The following is a 23,182-nucleotide window of genomic DNA, read 5'->3' as shown; positions in this document are numbered from 1 at the left end:
CATCACAGGCAGTCGCAGCGTGTTGCGTAGAGCAAGAGGAAGAGGGCGGTCACGGCTGTCAGGGTGAAGCCGGCAGTGGTCAGGGCGGCGAGGCCGCGACGGTGGCCCGTCGTGGGAGTGCGGAAGCTCTTCCAGGCGCCGTGGGCGAGAAAGAGACTGATCAGTCCGGCCCCTGCGATGGTCATGCGCGGGCTGAAAGACCAGCTCAAGCAGGCGGTCAGAACCAAGACGCCGAGCAGGGCGCAGGCGAGCAGGTTGAGGATCACCTCGGCGACGGCTTCTCCTACCGCCTCGACTATGAACTCCCCGACACCTTTTGCTGCCCCGCGGACCCCCATGCCCGATCCTCCATCCTCGTCTCCGGCGGCCCCGAACAGAGGCTTGGTACGGAGGACCCCTGCCGAGCCTGAATGGTTGCCGAGGTGCTTGGCTCCCCGCTGGGTTTGCTGCACCCTCCACGGGTGGACGGAGCGGTTATCGATTACCACGCCTTGGAATGCGCCCGCCCGTGCCGAGGACCCGTGATCGGGGGCTGCGAGTTGGAGAAAAGGCAGCCGTCCTGCGCTGTGTTGACCTGATGTTCAGGTTGCCGGGTGCAAGGGTGTCGTTGCCGGTTCCGGTGTCGGTTGAGTGCGGCGAGGATCTCAGCTCGCTCGCCTGCCGGGGGCGGGACACGAACAGTGGGCGCATGGATGCGAGCCTGTGCGGTCCGACTTCGAGCCGCTGCTTTTCGTCCGCCTCTGCTGAGGCTCGCCTGGACGACCTCAAGTGAGAAGGTGATCTGATTGCTGAACGGCTGGTCAAGGCAGGAGCAGTCGGGTTGCCGTCCAGGCGAGGAGATGCTCGCGGAGTGGACCGGGCTCCAGGTAGCCAATCAGCCTTTCCAGATGGGTCGTGAGGTTTTTGTGGTGTCGCAGCTTGAGTATCTGCTCGGTGGGGAGTTCGCGCCAGACCTTGGTCAGTCCAGCAGCCTGTGAGGGCGTGAAGGTCAGTGCGTCGAGTGTGTCGGACGCCAGCGCCTCGGGACTCCAGTCAGTGTCCGTGTCGTCGGGGCCCAGCCGGTCGATCACCCACATCCGGAGCATGAACTCCTGCTGCACCTCGCGCGCAGAGCGTCCCTCGGCGTGATCGAGCGTGTGCCGGTTCGCAAGCAGCGACAGCTTCGCCCACTGGCGACGGGCTTCCTGCGGGTGGCTCGAGTTGTAGGCATGTCCCTGTGCGACGACGCGTGCCGTTTCAAGGTGCCGGCCGCGGGCGTCCCGGACAACTTTCTGCAGTTGGTCGAGCGTCCACGTGCTCGGATCGTCGCCTGGTTTTTCTCGATGTGCGTCGTCGTCGCTACTCAAGGTTTCCGCTCCTGGCCCCCGCGTTCCGCACCTGCGCACCCCCGGCCCCCGCGCTCCACACGCGGGGGCCGGGGCGCCCGCGCTCAGCCCCGCCGGTTCTCGAAGCGGTGCCGGAGGGCGTCGAGGATTTCGGCGGCCTCGGGCAGATTCGCATTGCGGGCGCGGGTCGCCGCGGTCCTCAGACGGGCGATGGCCTCCTTGGGATGGTCGAGGCCCTCACCCTCGATCAGGGCGGCCATGCGTACGGCCTCCGCGCGCGGTGCCTCGGCGTGTTCGCCGCCCTGGTCGTAGGCGGCGATCGCGGCCTCCGCCTGCGTCAGCGCCTCCGGGAACTTATCGGCATCGGCCAGTACCCGGGCCCGGCGGTAGTGGACGCCGCCCGCCTCCGCCCACGGCGTGAAGTCCTCGGCGTCGTCCGGTACCGCGGCCAGAACCCCGTCGGCCCGTGCGAGGTGGCCGAGGGCCGCCTCCAAGCCGTCCGCCCCTTGGAAGAGCATCGTGAGTCGCGCGAACTCGCACATCATGCGCACGATCTGAGACGGCCGCGGCGCGTCGGCGTGCGAGGCCACGGCGCGCTCGTATGCCGCGTCCGCCGCCTCCGCACGCTGCGCCATCGCCAGCGCGGTGGCGGTCTCCGCGGCCACCATCGTGTGGAGCGGCCCCACCTTCCACCCGGCGATGGTGTCGGCCAGCCGCAGGAACTCCTCGGCCGAAGCCAGGAACTCCTCCAGCTCACGCAGCCCGCGCGCGAGTGTCAAGCGGGCCTGGGCGGCCAGCCTTTCCTCGAGCTGCGAGGCCGTTTCACCGGCCAGTACGGATTCGAGCACTGCGACGGCGTCGGCCTGCTGCCCTGAATCGGCCAGAACATCGGCGAGCTGGAGCCGGAGCTCGGCGGCCTCGTTGTGCTCCCCGTCCTGGTCGAACCGGGCCGCGGCCTCCGACAGGTGGCGTACGGCACCCGATCGGTCGCCCAGGTGCGAGGCGGCGTGGCCGAGCAGCGCGTGCGCGGGACCGGTCGCGAACTCCGTGTCGCCGTACCGGACCGCGTCCGCCATGGACTGGTGCATCAGTTGCGTCGCCTCGGCCGCCTGGTCCGCGACCACGAGGAACTGGGCGAGCAGGGCGCGCGGACGTATCGCGCGCCAAGGCCGCCCGGACGCTTCGATGTCCTTGAGCGCAGCACGCAGTTCCTCCTGGGCGCGTTCGAGGTCGCCCCGGCGCCCTGCCACGTCCGCCACGAACTGCCGTGCGGCGGCGACCTGGTGAGGAACGGACAACCGCTCGGCCTCGGTGTGCAGCATGCCGGTCACGGACTCGAACCGCTCGATGGCGGAGACGGGCGGCTCGGGCAGCTGCCGACGGAGATCCTGGTAGGCGGCGAACGCACACGAGTACAGCACCGAGAGGTACTCCAGGACGCGCTCAGCGCCCGGGTCGCCCTCAGCCGCGGCCTCTCCCTCGCTCACGGCGTCGGCGCCATCCGTGAGGGGGGCCTCGGACTTGAGGCGTTCCGCCTCCGCCAGAGCCTCGTCGATACCGGCCCGTACCGCTTCCTCGTCCGGCCCTGCGACCTCGTCACCGTCGGGCGCGTCGTCGAAGACCGTCTTCCAGGCGAACAGGCGCGTCCGTGCGGAGAGCGCGTGCCACTCCATGCCGACCTGCGTGAACAGGTCGGCTGCGCGAGCGAGTTCGGTCCTGCTCGCCTCATGGCGATCCTCGCGCGTGAGCAGGTAGGCGCGCTGTTCGGCGAGCTCCGCACGGAGCAGATCGGCGGGTCCGAGCCGGTCGTCGTGCACGGCCGAACCGTCCGCGAGCCGTTCGTCCACGCGCTTCCACAGCCGCGCGGCGCCCGGGTGCCCCTCGGCCGCAAGGCGCCGGGCCTCGCGCACCAGCGCCACGAAATCCTCGGGAACCTCCGCCGCCGCGGTGGCAGCGGCCGCGGTGACCGCGGCCTCCGGGACCGGCGGGCGGGGCAGCGACGAACGGAGTCCGAGCGGCAACGCCTCGTCGATCAGCGGGAGTTGGGAGAGTCGCGCTCGTCGTCGTTCTCCGACGACCGCGGTGCCGTTGCGTGCGTCGAACGCGGCGGCGATCCGGTCCGCGTCGGACCGGACCCGGGTGAGGAGGTCGCCCGCGGTCCAGTTGCGGCCGGGCGGACCTGCCACCGCGGTGTCCGCGTGGCCGTCCGCCACGAGACGGGCGAGCAGCACCTCGGTGCCGGTCAGGAAACCGAGGTGGGACAGCGGGGCGCCGCTCGCCTCGAACAGCGGACGGTTCTCCGCGAGGATTTCGAGCCCGCGTCCCTCGTTGCGCGAGAGCGCGCAGAATTCCAGGTGCAGGCCGACCTCGTCCTGCATGCCCGTGCTGCCGCGGACCTTCCGGTAGCCCGCGAGGTGGTGCGACCGTGCCTCGTCCACGCGACCGGCGCGCAGCAGCGGGAGCAGGGCGCGCGCCTGGCTCATCTGCGGTTCCTCGGTGCAGCTCGCACCTCCGCCGAGGACCGGCGCCCACGTGTCGAGAGCCCCCGTGTCGTTCCCGGCGAGTACCTGGTGGACGGCGAAGTGCCGAATCTCGCACGCCTCGCAGTCGCTCAGCTCGGTGCGGGGCCGGGTCGCCCACAGATCGAAGGCGTCCGGGATGCCGACACCGGTGTGGGCCGCGACGTGGTAGCGCATGGCCGCCACCGGCTGCATGCCGTGCTCGGCCGCCGCGTAGCGCGTACGCATCTGGTCGATCCAGCCGTGGATCGTGACCAGCGGCACCTCAGGCACCTGGAGCAGGGACGTCGTCACCCACTTGAAGCGCCAGAAGATCTGATGCGCCTCCCACTGGCTGAAGGACTCCGGAGCGGTGTCCCACAACTTGAGCAACCGCGCGAACACGACGGGCGACTTGCGGTGCTCGCCGGTGAACTCGTACGCCAGCATCAGCTCCAGAAGGGCCGTGACGAGGACCGCCGGGTCCTCGAACACCGCGGCTGCTTCGGCGAGTTCTTCGGCGGTGACCGTGCGCTGCATGCCATGGGGGCGGCCGTTGTTCTCGCGCAGCGCATCGACGACGGCCTCGGGGGTGTCCAGCATCTACAGTTCCTTCCGGGGCTCGGAGCCGGGGGCCGCCGTGCCGGGGGTGTGCATGGCGTGGGTGAGCAGGCCAATGAAGGCCCGGTTCAGCAGGGCGCTCTCGCTCGCTCGCAGCGGGCGCCGGCTGAGCAGCAGAGCCTGGCCGTACAGCGCCTCGGCGGTCGTGACGGCGAGCCCGCGTTCGGTGATCGTGATGGCTTGGCGGACCAGTGGGTTCAGATGGTTGAGGACCAGCTGGGCGCGCGGGGACTCCTGACGCAGCGAGCCCAGGATGTCGGCCCACAGACCGTCGCTGTCGGCCGCGAGGCTGGAGCGGGTCCGCTCGTGGCGTGCTTCCCGGTTGTCCAGGAGCAGCGCCGGCGCGGTGACGGGCTGGAAGTCACGCAGGACCACGTCGCAGTCGTGGGCGCCGATCGTGTCGCGGGCTACGGCCAGGAAGGACGCGGCACGCAGTTCGGCGGCGGGGTCCACGGCGTCGAGGTGAGCGGTCACCGTGGCCGGGTCGAGGTCGGTGACGGCCGTGCCCGGGCGGATCTCCGGCAACCGGTGCACGAGGTCACGGTCGTAGGTGTAGCCGCCGTTGACGACCCCCAGACCCGCGGCCGCCGCGATCGGAGCGACCTGGCGGAACTCCTCCACACTGCGGGTCACCAGGACGGTCGGATGCGTCCGCGCGAACTCTTCGAGGGTGACATTCCCGTCGGTGGTCTCGAAGGGCAGCCAGGGCAGCACCAGACGCAGCAGCTCGTCGTCGTAGCGGGCGAGGGCCTTCACCGCGAGGTGATGCGTGTCGATGAAGCGGTGCAGCAGGGACGGATCGCTCGCGGCGAGTCCCGTCAGCCAGTCCCGGATCCGCTCGCCCAGGGCGTCGCGCACCGCGGACAGCGTGCCGTCCTCATACAGCGCCTCCCGGGAGGCCGTGGGGCGCAGGCTCGTGGTGTCGACCACGCAGCGCACGAAGAACGCCCACTCCGGCAGCAGTTCGGGCGCCTGGTCGGTGAGCAGCATGCCCTTGAGGTGCACCCGGTGCCCCGCGCGCTGCGCCGGGCTCATCGCCGTCGGCAGCACATAGGCGACACCGCGCAGTCCTGCGGCGGGGAGGTCGAGTTCGATGACGTCGAGCGGGGTGAAGTCGAACAACGTACGGCAGTACGCGGTCATCGCCTCGCGACGGGCCAGCGGCGAGCGGTGGACCTGCTCCCAGGGAGGCGTTTCGTTGACCTTGTCGCGCTCGCCGCGCGGTCCGACGACGGTCACCTCGTGCCGCAGCAGCCCTCCGTAATGCCGGGCCAGGGAGACCACCCGTGAGGGCGTGGTCCACTCGGCGGCGTCGGCGCGCGGCACGAGCCGGACGGTGGTGCCCGGCTCCGGCACGGCCGAGGTCGGCAGCGTACGGATCGTGTACCGGCCGTCGGAGTGGCCGCGCCATTCGACGGCGGGCGCCGACGGATCGGCGGCGGTCCGGCTGACCACCGTGATCTCGTCCGCCACGACGAAGCACGCCAGCAGCCCGATGCCGAACTGGCCGATGAACTCCCCGCGTGCGGAGTCCAGTCCGGCGCCGTCCAGTGAGCCGTCGGATGTGCGCTTGGAGCTGCGTCCGATGGTCGCGAGGAAGCGGTGCACATCGGCCTCGGTCAGGCCGATGCCGGTGTCGGTGACGGTGAGGGTGTCACCGGTGCGCACCGTGATGGTGCCGGCCGCGCCGGGGTCCAGCGCCTGCCGGGCGGTGATGGCGTCCACCGCGTTCTGGAGCAGTTCGCGCAGGTAGACGCGGGGGCTCGAGTAGAGGTGGTGGGAGAGCAGGTCGACCAGGCCGCGCAGATCCACCTGGAAGGTATGGGCGGTCTCGGAGTTGGGCACCTGAGGCATTTCTTTCGTCGGATGCGTCCTCCTGCGCCGGGCACGTGGTGCCGGCGGCGCCGGGGGACGCGGGATCTGGGATACGACGGCCCGCGCGAGCCGATCGCCCGAGCCGCCGAGGAACGGCGCGAGCAACCGGTCGGCGGTGTACGTCAGTTGTGGGGTGGCACGGGTCGGTGAGGCCGGGGCGTTCGCGTCGCCTCGTGGCCGGCCCGGCGCACTTCACCCCACGCGTCGTCGGGGCGCGTGCCGGGGCCGGGATCAGTGGCGAGCCGCGGCGCGGTGCTCCTTGTAGGCCGCCGCGGGATCGGCCCCGTTGAGGTACTGCCAGGGCGACTCGGTGACCCGGCCCTCGCTGGCCGCGAAGCACTCCCGTGCGGCGGCGTGATCGCCCGCGAGCGAGAACGCCATGGCGAAGGTGTTGTACACCTGGAGCCACTCGCCCGAGCGGACGAAATCCGGATGACGGTAGGAGTGCTCGGCCGCTTCCCGCAGCGAGGCGACGGTCTCGGAACTCCTGATGTACGCGCTGTCCGGACCCGAATCGAGGTCGAGCCAGTGCTCGATGTGAGCCATGGCGACGAGCTGCCCGAGCAGAGTGCCGCCCGGAGCGCCGAGGGCGGCCTCGCGGGCGAACGAGTGCATCTGCTCGTGCGACCCGCTCCACTTCGCGCACACCTGCTGCAATCGCTGCTGATGCACGGCCAGATGGTGCGGGTCGCGCCGCACCGCCGCTTCGAACCGGCGGCGCGCCGCGTCCTGGCCGACCTGGAGGCCGCGGCCGGTCGTCATCAGGCCGAGCCAGGGCGTGGTCCACCCCGGTTCGCGCTCGGCCGCCTCGTACAACCACTCCTCGGCACTGCGCAGCCGGGAGTGGAACACCTCGAACTGCTCACGGGAGACGTGTGACGCTCTCGCACCCGTCCGGGCTTCCCAGGCCCAGCCGATGTAGCGGAACCCCGCCACCAGCCTCGGGAGCGGCGCGTCCGGCTCCGCTTCGAGAACCCCGGAGATCCAGCGCTCCACCCCCGCCGTGTCGCCGACGGCTCGCACCAGTTCCGTCCAGTCGTCGCTCTCGGGCCGCGCCTGGAGGATGTCCCGCACGGTGTTCCAGTCACCTGACGCGGCGGCAGTCCGGATGCGCCCCACCTCCGGGTCGCCGGAGTCCTTCTGCACGCGGGCAACAGGCCGCCCGGCCCGTCTCCCCAGCGCGAGCCCCCAGTCACGGAGCATCGCCATGTCCCCACCCCTTGTTGTGTGCAACGGGGAGTTCAGACCAGTGGCGACTCCCTCGTGAGGTAGTGACTATCACGGGGGACCGACAATCGCACAGCCGTTTCCCGGCGGGGTGCGGGGTGCGGGGTGACTGTGGCTGGGTCGCCGCTGGTGTGGTTCGGGTGGTCCCCGCGCTCGCGGGGTGGGTTACGTCACCGGGCGGTCACGTCACCGGGTTTTCCAGGAGGGTTACGCGGTTGCCGTCCGGGTCTTCCAGGGCGGCGAATCGGGTGCGTTCACCGCCGGTTTGTACCGGTCCTGCCGTAAGACCGCGCTCCGCCAGCTCGGACAGCGCCTTGTCCAGCACGGGTACTTCGAGGTTGAGCAGCGTCGTGCCAGCGTGTGCCGGGTCCTCGAAGACCTGGAGCCAACCGCTTGCGGTGAGGTGCCAGTCCGCCAGCGACGGCATGGGCCGGCGGTCCGCCGGGCGGCCCAGCAGCCGTTCGTACCAGGCCACCGCGGTGTCGATGTTCCGTACCGGAGAGACCATCAGTACGCGGGTCACGTTCATGGGGATCACCTTTCCTGGGTGCGTGCGTGGTGCTTCTTGAATTGCAGACCGCACCCGGAGCCGGAATTCATCGGTCCTTGAAACCTCACAGCCTGCCCTGGCAGTGGGCCCGTCATAGCCGCTTGCAGAATTCGGCGGCCGGGGCGGTGACGTTAGCGGCCCGGCAGTCTTCCGTTAGCGGGAAGAGTGACACTGGGTACCCGGCTGCTGCGCGTGGCAGGCTGTGGAGGGCACCTCACAGGGACGGCCAGGGCCGCCGTAAGGCACCGGATGCTGGCTGCCCGGTCCATCGAAAGGTACTCGTGTGACCACCAGGCAGTCCCAGGACGGGCCGGCGCGGACGGCCGACGACCAGGTTCGGCAGTCCCATCGACAGGACGCCGTACAGGAGCCGGCCGCGATGGCGCCCATGGGGATGATGGCGTTGCAGGCCAGTGCCGGCAATGCCGCCGTCGTCCAGATGCTGCGCCAGGCCGGGCACGGTTGGGCTCAGGATCAGCACCAGCACGGCGCGGGCTGCGGACACCAGCAGCCCGGGCAGCCCGCGCCCGTCCAGCGTTCGGCGGTGCACGATGTGCTGCGCACCTCGGGCAGCCCGCTCGACACCTCGGTGCGTACGGACATGGAGGCCCGGCTCGGCGCGGACTTCTCCGACGTACGCATCCACAACGACAGCGCGGCCAAGGCTTCCGCTGCCGAGGTCGGCGCCCGCGCCTACACCTCCGGCAGCCATGTCGTCATAGGCGACGGCGGAGCGGACGAGCACACCTTGGCCCACGAGCTGACCCACGTCATCCAGCAGCGCCAAGGAGCCGTAGCGGGGACGGACAACGGCTCCGGTCTCAAGGTCTCCGACCCCTCGGACCGTTTCGAGCGCGAGGCGGAAGCCAACGCGACGCGTGCGTTGAGCGGAGCCCCCGTCCAGCGGGTGGCGGGTCCCGGCGCGGGGCCTGCGAGCCCCGGTGCGGGCGTGGTCCAGCGTGCGCTCGTCATCAACGGGCATGACGTCTCGCAGGAGTTCAAGGCCGCGACGACCACCGCCGACGACAACCAGAAGTCGACCATGCTGGACGCCAAGGTGAACCAGATCCTGGCCGAGATGGACTCCGAGATCGGAACGAAGTTCCAGCCGGACGAGCAGGTGAGCTTCCAGGCGGAGCGGAAGCGGATCACGGCCCAGTTGCGCAAGGCCATCGTGGAACCGCGCACGATGCAGGGGATGCACCCGGTCCTGAAGGTGGAGGTCGGCAAACACCCCGATTTCGGCGCCAAGAACCGGGACATCAAGGTCAACAACGTGGAAGAGCTGGCTCGCGGGCTGATGGGCTGGGTCTACGCGAAGGACAAGCGCAGGGAGGAGAAGCAGCAGGCGCAGGGAGTGAAGGCCAGCCCGGACGTCGAGGTCTTCCTCAACTCCCTGCTGCTGCGCGTCAACTCCACCACCGACACCCTCAAGAAGACGCTCACGGCTGAGCAGCAGGCGGTGATGGAAGAGGAGCTCACCACCGGCGTGGCCCATCTGAGGTCCCAGCCGCTGGTGATCGACCCCGCGACGGGCAACCAGGTCAACGACCCCAAGAAGGCGGGCAAGCCCTTCGGCGCGTACCTGACCTATTTCAGCCAGACGCACGGCGATCCCAAGTTCCGGCCCGGTCAGCCGCTGGAGAGACTGGCGACTCATCTGCCCGGTGCCGGCGGCGGCATCCAGGCGGTCCTGCGCAACCCGGAGAACTACCCGTTCCGGGACAAGATCATGGTGCTCCACGACGTGATGGAGTACTTCGGCCCGGCCCGCCACTTCCCGCCCACCATGGGAACCGGCAAGCTGGCGGAGATCGAGGGACAGGACATCCAGAGCACGGCCGGCATCAATCCCGTGACCGGCGCGCGCATCGAGGTGACCGATCGTGGCCAGAACCCGGTGCCCGACCCGCGCAATCCGGGGCAGATGAAGGAGCACCCCTCCACCCGCAACGAACACTCCGACACCACCAAGTTCGCCCGGGCTCACCGGGTACCGGTGTGGGCCGGTCAGTCCTTCACGGCGGCACGCATGTTCAAGCTCGCCCAGGCCGCCGGAGGAACCAAGCGGGAGATCGCGGCGGCGGCCTGGGGGATCTTCGCGTTCTGGCGGCTGGACTTCGACCACACCACAGCGCTCGCGTACCACACGCTGCACGAAGTCATGGACATCGCCCAGAACTTCGGCGTCCCCTACGACATCAAGAACCAGTACGCGGGCCAGGCGGAGGTCACGATGACCGCGCTCACCGACTCCCTCGGTGCCCTTGGCGCCGTGGTGGGCCGGCATCGCCACCAGCTCGAACTCAGCGTGCAGGGCCTCAGGAACCTCCAGAACGACGATACCCAGATGCTGACGGACGAGCTGGAGCTCAAGTACGCCAACGCGTTGAACGCCGCCGCCGGCATCCAGAACGACATGGCGAATCTCGCCACCGACATCGCCGGTCTGCTCACGCGCGTGGCCAGTAACCCGCAAGGCCGGGACAAGACCCTGCTCGTCCAGGACCTTCAGAGCGCCATCGCGGCCGTGCCCACCCGGATCCAGGAACTGGAGGCCCGGTTCACGGCCAACTGTGTGGTCTGACCGCGTAGTTGGTGCTGGCGGCCTCGTTCGTGGCCGTGGTCAAGGTAGTTCGCGGCCACCCGCACTGGTGCCCTCCCCCTGGCGTATAGGGGAGGGCACCAGTGGTTTCGTGCCAGCCGCGCCTTTCCGTGCGGAACGTTTCGTGCGGAACGTGCACGGGGCCGGCCCGCAATCAGCCGTTCGGTTCCTCAATCACCGCAGTTTGTCTAGGAGTTGGTGTAGGCCGTCTCCACCTGGGCCGCCGTGAGGGCGGCCGGGTAGGTGCGGACGTTGGAGACCGCGCCGGTCAGTTGGTCGTAGGGGCTGGTGCTGCCCACGGTGATGTTGGCGCCGATGGTCAGGGGGCCCGACGCGTTGTAGGCGGGGGTGGAGTTGCGGTCGGCGGTGCCGGTGAGGGCGCCGTTGACGTACAGGGACATCACCTCGGTGTCGGCGTCGTACACGCCGGTCAGATGGGTCCACGTGCCGAGCGTCGGGGCGGGGCCGCCGTAGGCCACCGGATAGGTGGTGGTGGCCGCCTCGGTGGTCGTGGTCATGAACTGCCATGATTTCTTGGGGTTGTTGTACCCCAGGTAGAAGGCCTGGTGGGTGGCGGTGCCCTGGCTCACCGCGACCTGGGTGGTGGCCAGCGAGTCGAGCTTGACCCACGCCGAGACGGTGTAGCTCTTGCTGGTGTCCAGAGCGTGCGCGGCAGCTTTGAGATAGGTGCCGTTCCCGGTGAAGGTGGCCGCGCCCGGTGAGGCCCCGGCGTGGTCGGCGGTCCAGCCGACCGAACCGACGGCGGTGGCCGCGTTCAGGCCCGCCGCGTCCGAGCCGTTGCCGTTGAGCCGCCACTGGTCGGGGGCGCCTGCCGTGGTCCCGCTGTTGATGGGGGAGAGGAAGTAGTCCACGGCCGTGCCCGAGGTGCCGTCCGGGGTGTGGCCGATCCAGGTGTTCAGTACGCCTCCCTTGGTGACGCACCACAGGTCGGCGATGCCGTCGCCGGTGAGATCGCCGTCCGAGCCGATCACCGGGTCGTCGGTCGCGGAGAGGCCGCCCAGTTTGGGGCCGGCCGTGATGCCGGTCAGGGTGGGCACGGTCTCCGGCGGCGTGGCCGTGCTGCCGGGGACCGGGGTGGTGCCGGTGGTCAGGGTGTACGCGACGATGTCGCCGGTGGTGACATTGCGGACCCACAGGCCGGGGTGGCCCGAGTGGTTCCAGTCGCCCGGCGCCATCAGCTCAAGGTTCTTCCAGCCGGTCGCGGCGAGCCGTACCGGGGAGCCCAACTGGCCGTCGGAGACCGTCGGGTAGAACCACAGCGCCGCATCCCCCGATGCGGTGCTCTCCTCGGTGAGCAGCCCCGTACGGTCGCGGAAGGTGCCCGCGTCCAAAGCGGTGGTGGACACGTCGCCGAGCGCGGCGATCCGGGTGGTGGTCGACCAGTCGGCGGCGTACCCGGTGCAGTAGCCGCCCGAGCCGTCGTCCTTGCAGGCCGGTTTGGTGAGCGCGGCCCGCTTGTCGAAGCGGCCGTCGGTGCCGGTGTTCCCGGGGTTGTAGTAGAAGTAGAGCTGGCCCGCACCGTTCTTGTGGACGATCAGGTCGTCGACGTTGAGACCGCCACGCAGACTGCCGCGGTGGGCGATCTGGTAGTTCGCCCAGCCATCGCCGTCCGGAGTGTTCGCGACCCGTGCGGCCAACGAGGCGGCGGGGCTGGTGGCCTGGGAGTTGCCGGGCACGGTGTGGGCGTACAAATTGCCGTCGCCGCCCGGCGTGACGATGTCGGCGGAGCCGTCACCCGTGGTGTCGCCGAACACGGGCGCCGGGCCGTTGGGGTTCCACGGCACATAGAAGGCGTACGTCTCGAGCTGTGAGAGGTTGCCCGCGTTGTCCTCGGCCTGGATGTAGAGGATGTTGGTGCCCCAGTGCTGGGGGAACGCGGCCAGGTAGTCCTTGGGCAGCGCGCTGCCGCACTGCCAGGCCGCGGTCGCCAGGGTGGGGTCGAATCCCCAGCGCATACAGGCGAGTTGGGAGGCGACTCCCACGGCCGGGGCGGGGTCGGCGGCCGTGAAGGGTACCCAGCCGCCCTTGCCCGCGTAGATGTTGGCCGTCTGCCCGTTGCCCGCCGGAGGGAAGACGGTGTTGAGGTTGCCCACCTGGTAGTCCGGTGCGGAGGGGGCACTGACCGTCGGCGCGGTCAGATCGACCCGGAAGTGACAGGGCGCGGTCTCGGCGGAGGACAGCAGTCCGTCGCCGGCCGACACGTCCCACGCGTAGGCGTGCCCGTCCGTGAAGTCGGCCTTGGGCACGGTGAAGGAGACCTGGCTGCCCGAGGCGACATAACCGCCGCCGTTGCTGTACCCGGTGCCATGGGGGGTGTCGGGGATCCCGCTGACCGAATCGTCCCAGGTGTCGAAGTAGCCGCGGACCGGCTGGCGCGGGGTGGTCGGACTGGAGACGGTCGCCTTGAGCTGAAGACCCGAGGTGAGCCCGGGAGTGCCGACGAACGCCCTGTCGGTGGGGTTGGTCGTCGACTCGCACGGCTGGGTGGAACCGGTCGAGGCGTACCCAGGAACGGGTGAACTCGTCATCCCTGACGGCATGTTGGGCGTGTGGTCGTAGGTGACCGCGAGGCTCGCCTTGTTGGACAGGCGCTTGAGCCCGTTGGCGTCGCCCTCGTCCCCGTACAGGCCGAAGGTGATCGTCTTCCAGTTGCCGTCGGCCGCGCCCTGCACCTGGGACTTCACGTTGTACGCGAACGCGACGTCACCGCCGCAGCCCGACGAGCCGGTGCCGCCCACCTGGTCGGTCAGGCCGGTCGAGGTGTCCGACGGGTGGCTGCCCCAGTCGGTGCCGGAACCGATGGTGTCGTGGGAGTAGTACAGCCGGATGCCGTACTTGTTGGTGCAGCTCCAGTCCGCCGAGTACGTCTGGGTGACATGCAGCTCCGCGCTGCCGACGACGTCGTTGTTGTCGCCCAGGGCCGCGATGTTGAACTGGTAGTAGGTGCGCTCCTTGTCGGCCGGGCTGCAGCTGCCGCCGCCGGGGTAGGTGCCGCACACGCCGACACCGGGCTGCTGGGAGTGCGAGGACCCGAAGACCCCGTAGTTGCTGCTGCCGGTGTGGGCGGACTGGATCCACGTCCATGCGGGGTCGCCCGGGCTCCACGGGATGTACGACGGGTCGATGTACACGGGGTAGTGGGTGGTGCTCCCGTGGAGGATGTCCGCGACCGGGGTGATGTCCACACTGCCCGACGACACGGTGGTCGCCATGGTCGCCGAACGGGCGCCCGGACCGGGCCCGTCGGCGGTGCTGGCGTCCGCGGGAGAGTCCTGGGGCGCTGCCGCTCTCGTTACGCCCGCGGCACTCTTCGTGGTCTTCGCCGTCTTTGCAGATGCGGTGGGTGCGGCGGGCGCAACGGAGGCTGCGGACGCGGTGGTCTGGGACGCGGTGCTGGAGTCCCACATCTGCGGTGCCGGTGCGGTGAACTGCGTCCGGCCCGTCGCGGTGTCCACGGCTTGCAGCGCGCCCTGCGCGTCGGAACCGAGGGTGAGGCCGGGGCCGGACGTGCCCAGATGGAGCGTGGCGAGCGCCGGGTTGGCGGCCGCGGCGGGTGTCTTGACCACCAGCACCTCGCGGATGCCACCGAGTTCGGTGGCGGTCACAGCCAAGTCGACATCCGGTAGCACATTCGCATACGTGGCGGTGTCGCCGGCCACCGTCGGCCTGGGCAGGGCGAACGGCATCGTGACGGCGAGGGTCTTGCCGGCCGCGCTGGTGAGGGTGGCGAGGGGACCGCTGCCGCCGCCGGACAGGGTGAGCCGGTTGACGGCGGTCTTCGGTGCGAGGGTGCCGTCGGGTCGTACCCCGAGCGTCGCGTCCACGGCGGCCCACCCGCCGTCGGCCTTCGCCCGGGTGGGAACGGGCGTCGAGGTCTCGGTGAGGGTGCCGTCCGGGTTGGCGACGGTCTGCGCGTACGGCGTGGTCAGGGTGTCGATGAGGACCGGATGCCCGCTCGCGGCGGCCTGCGCCTTGGCGTCGAGGGTGGCCCGTTCGTCGGGCGGCAACTGCTGGACGTGCTGGGCGTCGCCACCCGTCGGCTCCGGCGTGCCGCCCGCCACGGCCGGTGTCGGCAGTCCGACCACCGCGGCGGCCAGTGCGGCGGTGATGAACCCGACCGCCGCGCGCTGGCGCGGTCTGCGTCGTCGTAGGTCGCGCGAGTAGGCGCTGATACCCCCCATGAGGGTCCCTCCCGGGTCTGGCGCGCTGCTGCGCGCCGATGGAGGGGGCACAGTAGCGGGGCTCGACGGACCCAGGTCAAGCAGGGATGCCGGATGTGCACCCAGTTATGACGATGCGTCAATTGATGTCTGTCAGGCCGAAGTTAATGAGTGCGTCAAGTGTGAGGCACGTGTGGGTCTGGTGTTCGGATCCGGGGTTAGGTTCACCCGGATCGACGTCGTCTGTTTCGGACACGGCGGCCAATTTTGCGTGCTTCGGGTGCGAGGGGGAACGTCGTGGGGGCTTGGGGAAGACCGGGGAACGGCTGGAGACCGGGGCGTCGAAGAGGCCGCCGATGGCTCGGCGTGCTGAGCGTGCTGGCCAGTACCGCCGCCCTGATCGCACCGGCATCGGCCGAGGCCATGGCCGCGGCCAGGCCCGTCGACCCGAACCAGCGCTGGTCCCCGCCCCACACGGCCCTCCCGCACACCACGCCCGTCCACGGCAAAGCCACCCCCGGGCCCGCCGGAGCCAAGCCGCACTACCGGGTGCCGGGGGAGTGGTCGGGACCGGGCACCACCTCAACACCCACCGCTCCCACGGCAGTTGACACCGCAGGTGTCCCGCTGAAGACCGGCATCGTCGACAGCGCGAAGGCTCAGGCGCTCGGCGAGCGGGGCCCCGTCGTCACCGTGGAACGCGGCGCGACCGCGCCCGCGGCGCACATCCGGGTCGCCATCGACGTCCGCCGCCTCGACGCCACCTACGGAGCCGACGCGTCGGCCCGCGCCCACCTGGTGGCGCTGCCCGGCTGCGCCCTGACCACGCCGGACGCGGACGGCTGCCGTCAGCGGACGGCGGTGCCGTCCCACTACGACGCGGGTACCGGCCGGCTCGTCGCCGAGGTGGCCGCGCCCGCTGCTTCCCACGACAGCGCCCAGCCCATGGTGTTCGCCGCCGAGACTGCCTCCGGTGGCGGTGGCGGCGACTACACCGCCAGCGGCCTCAACCCCAGCGCCGCCTGGTCCGGCGGCACCAGCAGCGGGGGCTTCGACTACAGCTACCCGGTCCAGGTGCCCGCGTCGATCGGCCAGGACGCCCCGCAGATCGCCCTGTCGTACAGCTCGTCCGCCGTCGACGGACGCACCTCCTCCACCAACGCCCAGTCCTCCTGGATCGGCGACGGCTGGGACTACGCGCCGGGCTTCGTGGAGCGCTCGTACAAGAACTGCGACAAGGACGGCATCAAGTACTCCGCCGACTCCTGCTGGGGCGGCTTCAACGCCAGCCTCTCCCTGGAGGGGCACTCCAGCGAGCTGGTGCGCGACGACACGTCGGGCACCTGGCGGCTCAAGAACGACGACGGCTCCAAGGTTGAGTTCCTGACCGGCGCCGCCAACGGAGCCCACGACGGCGAATACATCAAGGTGTCCACCATCTCCGGCAGCGTCTACTACTTCGGCCTCAACCACCTGCCCGGCGGCGACAAGAGCGACCCCGCCGCCAACTCGGCCTGGACGGAGCCGGTTTACTCGCCCAAGAGCGGCGACCCCTGCTACGACTCGGCCAAGGGGCTCGCCTCCTGGTGCCAGATGGCCTGGCGCTGGAACCTCGACTACGCCGTCGACCCGCACGGCAACCTGACGACGTACACCTACGCCACCCAGTCCAACTACTACGCGCGCGGCGGCGCCCAGAACCAGGGCAAGGGCACCCAGACCTCCTACGTCCGCGGCGGCGCCCTCACCTCGATCGGGTACGGCCAGCGCCTCGCCGACCAGGTCACCGCCAAGGGCGCCCTCAAGCCCGCCGCCAAGGTGGCCTTCACCCCGGCGCCCGAGGGCCGCTGCTCCACCGCGGGCTCCTTCACCTGCGCGGGCGCGACGCTCGGTTCGGCCAACGCCGCGCACTGGCCGGACGTGCCCTACGACCAGAACTGCACCGCCACCGGCACCTGCACCCAGTACGGGCCGACCTTCTGGACCAACATCCGGCTCGCCTCGATCACCACGCAGGTGCTCTCCAACGGCGCGTACAAGAACATCGACACCTACACCCTGACCCACGGCTACCCGGACCCGGCCGACAGCAACAAACCCACCATGTGGCTCGCGAGCATCCAGCGCACCGGCCAGAACGGCGCCTCGGCCATCGCGCTCCCCAAGGTCTCCTTCACCCCGGTCGAACTGCCCAACCGGGTCGACGGCACCAATCTGGTCCCGGCACCGACTGCCTTCAACCGGCCGCGCATCCAGACCGTCACCACCGAGACCGGCGAGCAGATCCAGGTCGACTACAACCTTCCGGCCTGCTCCCGGGTCAAGAAGGTCATGCCGGCATCGGCCGACACCGACACGATGACCTGCTACAACGTGAAGTGGTACCCGCCGGGCAGCGTCTACGGCGGCGACCCCGTCTCCGACTGGTTCAACCACTACACCGTGGCGAGCGTCAGCGCGAACGACCCGGTGGCGCACAGCCCCGCGCAGATCACCAAGTACCAGTACGGGCCCGCCGCCTGGCACTACGGCACCAGCGAGGTCGTCGACCCCAAGACCCGCACCTGGGACCAGTTCCGGGGCTTCGCCACCGTCACCACCACGACCGGTGACGGCCAGGACGGCCCGGTCACCCAGTCCGTGACCAAGTACCTGCAAGGCATGGACGGAGACACCCTGCCGGGCGGCGCCACCCGCTCCGTCAAGGTCGCCGACTCGCTCGGTGAGCAGGTCACCGACGCCGACTGGCTGTCCGGCTCGGCCCTGGAGAGCGACACCTACGACAAGGCGGGCGGCACGCCCACCGCGTACACGGTCACCAACGCCACCGGGGCCTCCGCCACCGCGACCCATGTCCGGGGCTCCGGTCTGCCGGACCTCGTGGCCCGCTACCGTGCCACCACTGTCACCGAGACCTCCAAGGAGAAGAAGGCGGACGGGAGTTGGCGGGCCAAGGTCACCACGACCAAGAGCGACGCCGACCACGCCAACCGCACCACGAGTGTCCTGACCGCCGCCGACGGCGAGCCCGACCAGTGCACCCTCACCTCGTACGCCACCAGCGGTGATCCGCTCATCACCGGACTCGCCGACGAGGTGAAAACCCTCTACGGCGCCGGCGCCTGCACCGCGACACCGGCCAAGGACAACACGGTCAAGGCCAACCGCACCCTGTATGACAGCCAGCCCTTCGGCAAGGCGGGCACCCAGGGCGATGCCACGGCCACCCAGGAGCTGGACCACTACGACGCCTCGGGCAACCCCGTGTACGTCACCACCAAGACCAGCGCCTACGACGCCTACGGCCGCGCGACGTCGGTCACCGACCCCAACGCCACCGACACCCAGCACCCCAACGGGGCCACCACCACCACGAGTTACCTCCCGGCCAAGCCCGGCGAGGTGCCCGCCACCATCACCGTCACCAGCCCCGCACCCGGCTCCACCACCGACTGGACCGCCACCACCACCCTCGACGTGGGCCGCGACCAGGAGCTCACCAGCTCCGACATGAACGGCAAGACCACGACCAAGACATACGACGCGCTCGGTCGGCTCACCGCGGTCTGGCAACCGGGCCGTACCGCCCCGCAGAAGGCGAACACCACCTTCGCCTATGCGGTGAACGGCAGCACCGCACCCTCCGCGGTCACCACCTCCAGCCTCGAAAACGACGGCGCGCACTACGCCAAGTCCGTAGCGATCTATGACGGGTTGGGCCGCAGCCGCCAGACCCAGGCCACGCCCGGCATCTCCGCCTACACGGGTCGCGTGATCACCGACACGCTGTACGACTCGCACGGCTGGACCGTCGAGACCCGTTCCCCCTACTACGACGACACCGACGCCCCCGGCACCGGCCTCGTCATCGTCGACGACAAGCAGGTGCCCGGACAGACCGGCACCGTCTTCGACGGCCGGGGCCGCCCCACCGCGACCGTCTTCTCCTCGTACGCCGTCGAGCAGTGGCGCACCACCAAGGCCTACCCGGGCGCTGACCGCACCGACACCACACCACCCCAGGGCGGCACCGCCACCACGACCGTCACCGACACCTTGGGCCGCACCCACGAGGTGTGGCAGTACACCACCCCGACGGCGACCGGAAGCCCGCTCGACGCCGACATCACCAGGCTGACCTACACGCCCGACGGCAAAACGGCCGGCCGCACCGACGGCACCACCAAGAATCACTGGTCCTACGGCTACGACCTGCGCGGCCACCAGATCGCGGCGAGCGACCCGGACACCGGAGCCGCCGGCCGCACCTATGACGCCGACGGGCGCCTCACGACGGCCACCGACGCCCGCAAACAAATCCTGAGCTACGACTACGACCTGCTCGGCCGCAAGACCGCCTCCTACAGCACCACACCCCCGTCCACCGACCGGGTGCCCGTAGCGGCGTGGACGTACGACGGCGTCAGCGGTGCCAAGGGCCAGGCCGTGAAGTCGAGCCGGTTCGTGGACGGCAGGACGGACCAGGCGTACACCAGCGAGGTCACCGCCTACGACAACGGATACCGGGCGACCGCGACCACCGTCACCATCCCCGGGCAGGAAGGCGTCCTCGCCCGCGCCTACAAGTCGACGTCGACGTTCAACCAGTTCACCGGAGACCTGACCGCCTCGACGACGGACGCCCGCGGCGATCTGCCCGCCGAGTCCCTCACCTACAGCTACGACGTCAACGGGCCCCTGCTCAGCTTCGGTTCACCGACCACCACCTACGACCTGTCCAGCGACTACGACGCCTTCGGCCGGGCGGTGCGCACCACCGTCAACCCGTGGGGCACCGAGGTCGTCGTCACCGACACCTATGACCAGGCCACCGGCAATCTGCTGTCCTCCTGGGTCGACAAGCAGACCGCCGCGACCGGAGCCGTCCAGCAGACCTCCTACAGCCGCAACCCGGCCGGGCAGATCACCGCGATCCAGAACGTCCCCGACAACACCCCGGCCCAGACCGACCTCCAGTGCTTCGGCTACGACTACCTCGGCCGGCTGACCAGCGCCTGGACCGACACCGGCGGCGTCACCGCCAAGCCGCAACCGTCCGTGCCCGGCACCGGCGGCTGCAAGAACACCACACCCACCAGCGGCGCCCCGGCAGGCAGAACCACCGTGGGCGGACCGGCCGCGTATTGGACGTCGTACGCCTACGACCGCACGGGCAACCGCACCGGGCTCACCCAGCACGACATCACCGGCGACACCGGCAAGGACATCACCACCACCCAGATCTTCGCTCCCGCGGGACAGGACAACCAGCCCACCACCGCCCCCAACACCGGCGGTGGCACGGGAGGCGCCCACGCCCTGCTGTCCACCAGCGCCAGCGGTCCGGGGAACCCCGGAGCCAGCTCCTACCAGTACGACGCCACCGGCAACACCACCGCGATCACCACCTCAGCCGGGACCACCAGCCTCACCTGGGACGCCCAGTCCGAACTGACCTCGCTCACCCCCAACGGGGGCTCGGCCGGGACGAGTTACGTCTACGACGCCGACGGCAACCAGCTCATCCGGCACGACCCCGGCAAGAGCACCCTCCACCTGGGCCCCGACGACCTGACCCTGGACACCGCGACCGGCGCCCTCACGGCCGCCCGCACCTACGCCCTGCCCAATGGCCTCACCGCCGTACGGCAGGGGAGCGGGCTCACCTGGCAGACCACCGACCACCACGGCACCGCGGTGCTCGCCCTCGACTCCACCTCGCTGGGCGAAACGAGGCGGCCCGTCGACCCGTTCGGGGCGGCACGCGGGACCCAGCCCTCCCATTGGGCCGGCGAACACGGCTTCGTCGGCGGCACCCAGGACCCGGCCACCGGCCTCACCAACCTCGGCGCCCGCGAGTACCAGCCCGCCTCGGGCCGCTTCATCAACCCCGACCCCGTGCTCGACGAGAACCAGCCCCAGCAGTGGAACGGTTACTCCTACAGCAACGACAACCCGGTCAACCAGTCCGACCCCGCCGGCACCGACCCGCCCGGCACCCAGAACTCCTGTAGCTACGACCTGCGCAACTGCACCAAGGAGGAGTGTGCGGGAGTCCAGGGTGTGCCCTGCGGCCCCCAAGGCAAGTCGCACACCGGCACGATGGACAACGGCAAGAGCGACGACGGCCGGCCCACCCTCGACGGGGTGCGGGTCCCCACCTACCGTGAACTGCTCTCCCGCAATCCCGGTGGCGGCAAGAAACTGCCCACCTACAAGCGACTCATCGCGGACTGGATCAGGCAGGAGTGCTCCATGTCCGCCGCGAGCGACAAGATGGCGCACTTCTGTAGCGACGCGGGTGACTCGGGTCTCCTCGGAAGCCCCAAGAAGGGCTCCAAGGCCGACCAGACCCTCGACATGATCGCGGTCATGAGCACCGGCAAGGGCACGGAGAGCACCGACGACCCGTACGTGAAGTCCGGTACGACCCTCCAGCAACAACTGTGGGAACACGTCTATGTGAGCGGCTCGTTCTGCCTGATGCTCTGCGCGAGCGTCGGATTCCAGAACGGCAACCTCTCAGCAACGGTGTCCGGGGGCATGACCTTCGACACCATCAAGGGCGCCAAACAGCTCTTCTCCGGAAAGGCCGGTGCCTACATGGGGGTCTCCGTCGGCTGGAACACCGCCAAACCGAGTGACCAGAAGATCCAACTGGGCGGCGTCACTGTGGCGGACGGCCCGTGGGGCGCCAGCGGCGGCGTGGGCCAGCGCAGCTCGGGCGGCTATTACTACTTCGGAGGCTGGGCCGGTGGCGCCGGCTGGGCACCCCAGGGCCCGACCACCTTCGGAGGTCAGTGCAGCTTCCAGGCCGGATGCTCGTGGGCGGGGCCGAAGTAGGGTTCCGCACAACGGGACCGCATGAGGCCGGCCCAGGGAGCGTCCGCGCTCCCGGGGCCGCGCCGGCTCACCCAAGGAGGAACCATGGCGGTGTTCGTCTTCCTGATCCCGCTCTGTCTCGGCCTCGCCGTCATCGCCGACTTCCGTGGCATCCGCACGTCGTACGCCCGAAACGGACGCACCTCGAAGAAGGCCCGCCAGGTCAATGCGACGACCCTTGCGACCGGGATCCTCGCGGTGGTGCTGTCCCTGTTGGCCTTCGCGGCAGAGGCGCATTTCCTGCTCACGCATTAGGACTGTGTGAGGTCCTCTCGGAGGTTCTGTCCCGGAGCAGGTTGGGGACGCGGACGCACGTGAAGTGATGGGTGTTCGGGCGAAGTTGGCGCGGGTGCGTTGCGCGGCGTATGGCAAAGTCGCGCCTCTGGGCGCGAATGGTTGGGAGGGGCAGGTCGCTGGAGAGCACTGCCTCCTTTGGTGCACGGCGGAACACGACGAGGATCCGTCAAACGAAACGATCATCCACGTCTCAGACGCCGTGACTGTGCAGCTGCCTCCGACGGTGAACGGAACCCGGTACACCCTCGCCCCTCTTGTGCTCTGACCACATTGGTGCGCCGGGTTGGTGGTCGGGGCGGTTGGATGTTGCGTGACGTCCGATCCGAGTGCTGTGGGTGTGGTGGCTGAGCCTGTCCGCGTGCGCAGGTTGAACGACCAGGAGGGGCAGAAGGTGCAGCAGATCGTGCGTCGGGGCAGCACCAGTTCGGTCCGCTTCCGGCGCGCGATGATGCTGCTGGGGTCGGCCGGCGTCTGCCGGCGGGATCCGGGGAGGAGGTCCTCGACCGCTTCCCGGTCCGGGTCTTCGCGTTCGACGAGTTCGGCCCGCTCGGCATTCGCCCCGCCGGCGGGGAGGGCTGGGCCCCGGCCAGTCACCCTGAGCGGAACCCGGCGACCTACCACCGCACGCATGGCGTCAGGTACTTCCATGGCTGCTATTCGGTCGGTGACGACACGCTTTGGGACGTCAACCGCCGGAAGAAGGACGCCGCGAACACTCTGGCCGCGCTCAGATCGGTCGGGGCTGCCCGACCGGACGGCGCCCCATCTACGTCATCCTGGACAACCTGTCCGCCCACAAGAGCGAGACGTTCCGGCGCTGGGCGAAGAAGCACCGCGTCGAGCTGTGCTTCACGCCGACATACGCGTCCTGGGCCAACCCAATCGAGGCGCACTTCGGCCCGCTGCGGCAGTTCACCATCGCCAACTCCAACCACCGCAACCACACCGTGCAGACCCGGGCCCTGCACGCCTATCTGCGCTGGCGCAACGCGAATGCCCGTCACCCCGACGTGCTGTCAACCCAGCGCCGCGAGCGCGCTCGCATCCGCAGCGAGAAGGGCATCCGTCGGGGCGGACGGCCCTCGCCGATGCCGCTTGACCAGCCCGGCGACCTTGCCCGG

The 23,182-nt window shown here is 70.0% G+C and carries 10 protein-coding genes and 1 pseudogene; 4 read left to right on the top strand and 7 right to left on the bottom strand.

From position 1 onward, the window contains the following. Positions 1-2: 2 nt before the first annotated feature. The 6 genes from N4G70_RS12445 to N4G70_RS12420 all read right to left on the bottom strand — a co-directional run bounded on the left by N4G70_RS12445 (position 3) and on the right by N4G70_RS12420 (position 8,075). Complete coding sequence (locus tag N4G70_RS12445; protein ID WP_261712649.1) at positions 3-338, bottom strand: lysine transporter LysE; 336 nt, start codon at positions 336-338, stop codon at positions 3-5. Positions 339-800: 462 nt separating this feature from the next. Beyond that, positions 801-1,346 carry a hypothetical protein gene (locus N4G70_RS12440; RefSeq protein ID WP_261712648.1) on the bottom strand — a complete coding sequence of 182 codons (546 nt, stop codon included), beginning with the start codon at positions 1,344-1,346 and terminating at the stop codon, positions 801-803. Between the two features lie 83 nt (positions 1,347-1,429). Next, the gene (locus N4G70_RS12435; protein WP_261712647.1) at positions 1,430-4,426 is read right to left on the bottom strand and encodes a hypothetical protein; all 2,997 of its coding nucleotides are present in this window, start codon (positions 4,424-4,426) and stop codon (positions 1,430-1,432) included. Next, the gene (locus N4G70_RS12430) at positions 4,427-6,298 is read right to left on the bottom strand and encodes an HSP90 family protein (protein WP_399035174.1); all 1,872 of its coding nucleotides are present in this window, start codon (positions 6,296-6,298) and stop codon (positions 4,427-4,429) included. It lies immediately after the preceding gene. Positions 6,299-6,550: 252 nt separating this feature from the next. After that, complete coding sequence (locus N4G70_RS12425; RefSeq protein ID WP_261712645.1) at positions 6,551-7,528, bottom strand: hypothetical protein; 978 nt, start codon at positions 7,526-7,528, stop codon at positions 6,551-6,553. A 199-nt stretch (positions 7,529-7,727) separates the two neighbouring features. Beyond that, a complete protein-coding gene (locus tag N4G70_RS12420) occupies positions 7,728-8,075 on the bottom strand; it encodes a VOC family protein (RefSeq protein WP_261712644.1) in 348 nt (115 codons plus the stop codon). Positions 8,076-8,379: 304 nt separating this feature from the next. On the opposite strand from N4G70_RS12420, the gene N4G70_RS12415 reads away from it, so the two are divergent. After that, on the top strand, positions 8,380-10,683 hold the full coding sequence (locus N4G70_RS12415) for a DUF4157 domain-containing protein (RefSeq protein ID WP_261712643.1): 2,304 nt from the start codon (positions 8,380-8,382) through the stop codon (positions 10,681-10,683). 206 nt (positions 10,684-10,889) lie between these two features. Here the strand turns inward: N4G70_RS12415 and N4G70_RS12410 are convergent, their stop codons facing one another. Further along, positions 10,890-14,903: a LamG-like jellyroll fold domain-containing protein gene (locus N4G70_RS12410; RefSeq protein ID WP_261712642.1), complete on the bottom strand. Its 4,014-nt coding sequence runs from the start codon at positions 14,901-14,903 to the stop codon at positions 10,890-10,892. Positions 14,904-15,257: 354 nt separating this feature from the next. On the opposite strand from N4G70_RS12410, the gene N4G70_RS12405 reads away from it, so the two are divergent. The 3 genes and pseudogenes from N4G70_RS12405 to N4G70_RS12395 all read left to right on the top strand — a co-directional run. Beyond that, a complete protein-coding gene (locus N4G70_RS12405; protein WP_261712641.1) occupies positions 15,258-21,725 on the top strand; it encodes an RHS repeat domain-containing protein in 6,468 nt (2,155 codons plus the stop codon). A gap of 84 nt (positions 21,726-21,809) precedes the next feature. After that, a complete protein-coding gene (locus N4G70_RS12400; protein ID WP_261712640.1) occupies positions 21,810-22,019 on the top strand; it encodes a hypothetical protein in 210 nt (69 codons plus the stop codon). A 382-nt stretch (positions 22,020-22,401) separates the two neighbouring features. Then, a pseudogene (locus N4G70_RS12395) lies at positions 22,402-23,143 on the top strand (transposase); the annotation flags it as partial. Positions 23,144-23,182: the final 39 nt, after the last annotated feature.

This window comes from Streptomyces sp. ASQP_92, from assembly GCF_025399895.1.
GTDB lineage: Bacteria > Actinomycetota > Actinomycetes > Streptomycetales > Streptomycetaceae > Streptomyces.
Note: the sequence above shows the minus strand (reverse complement) of the source record. Positions and strands in the feature narration are given on the sequence as shown.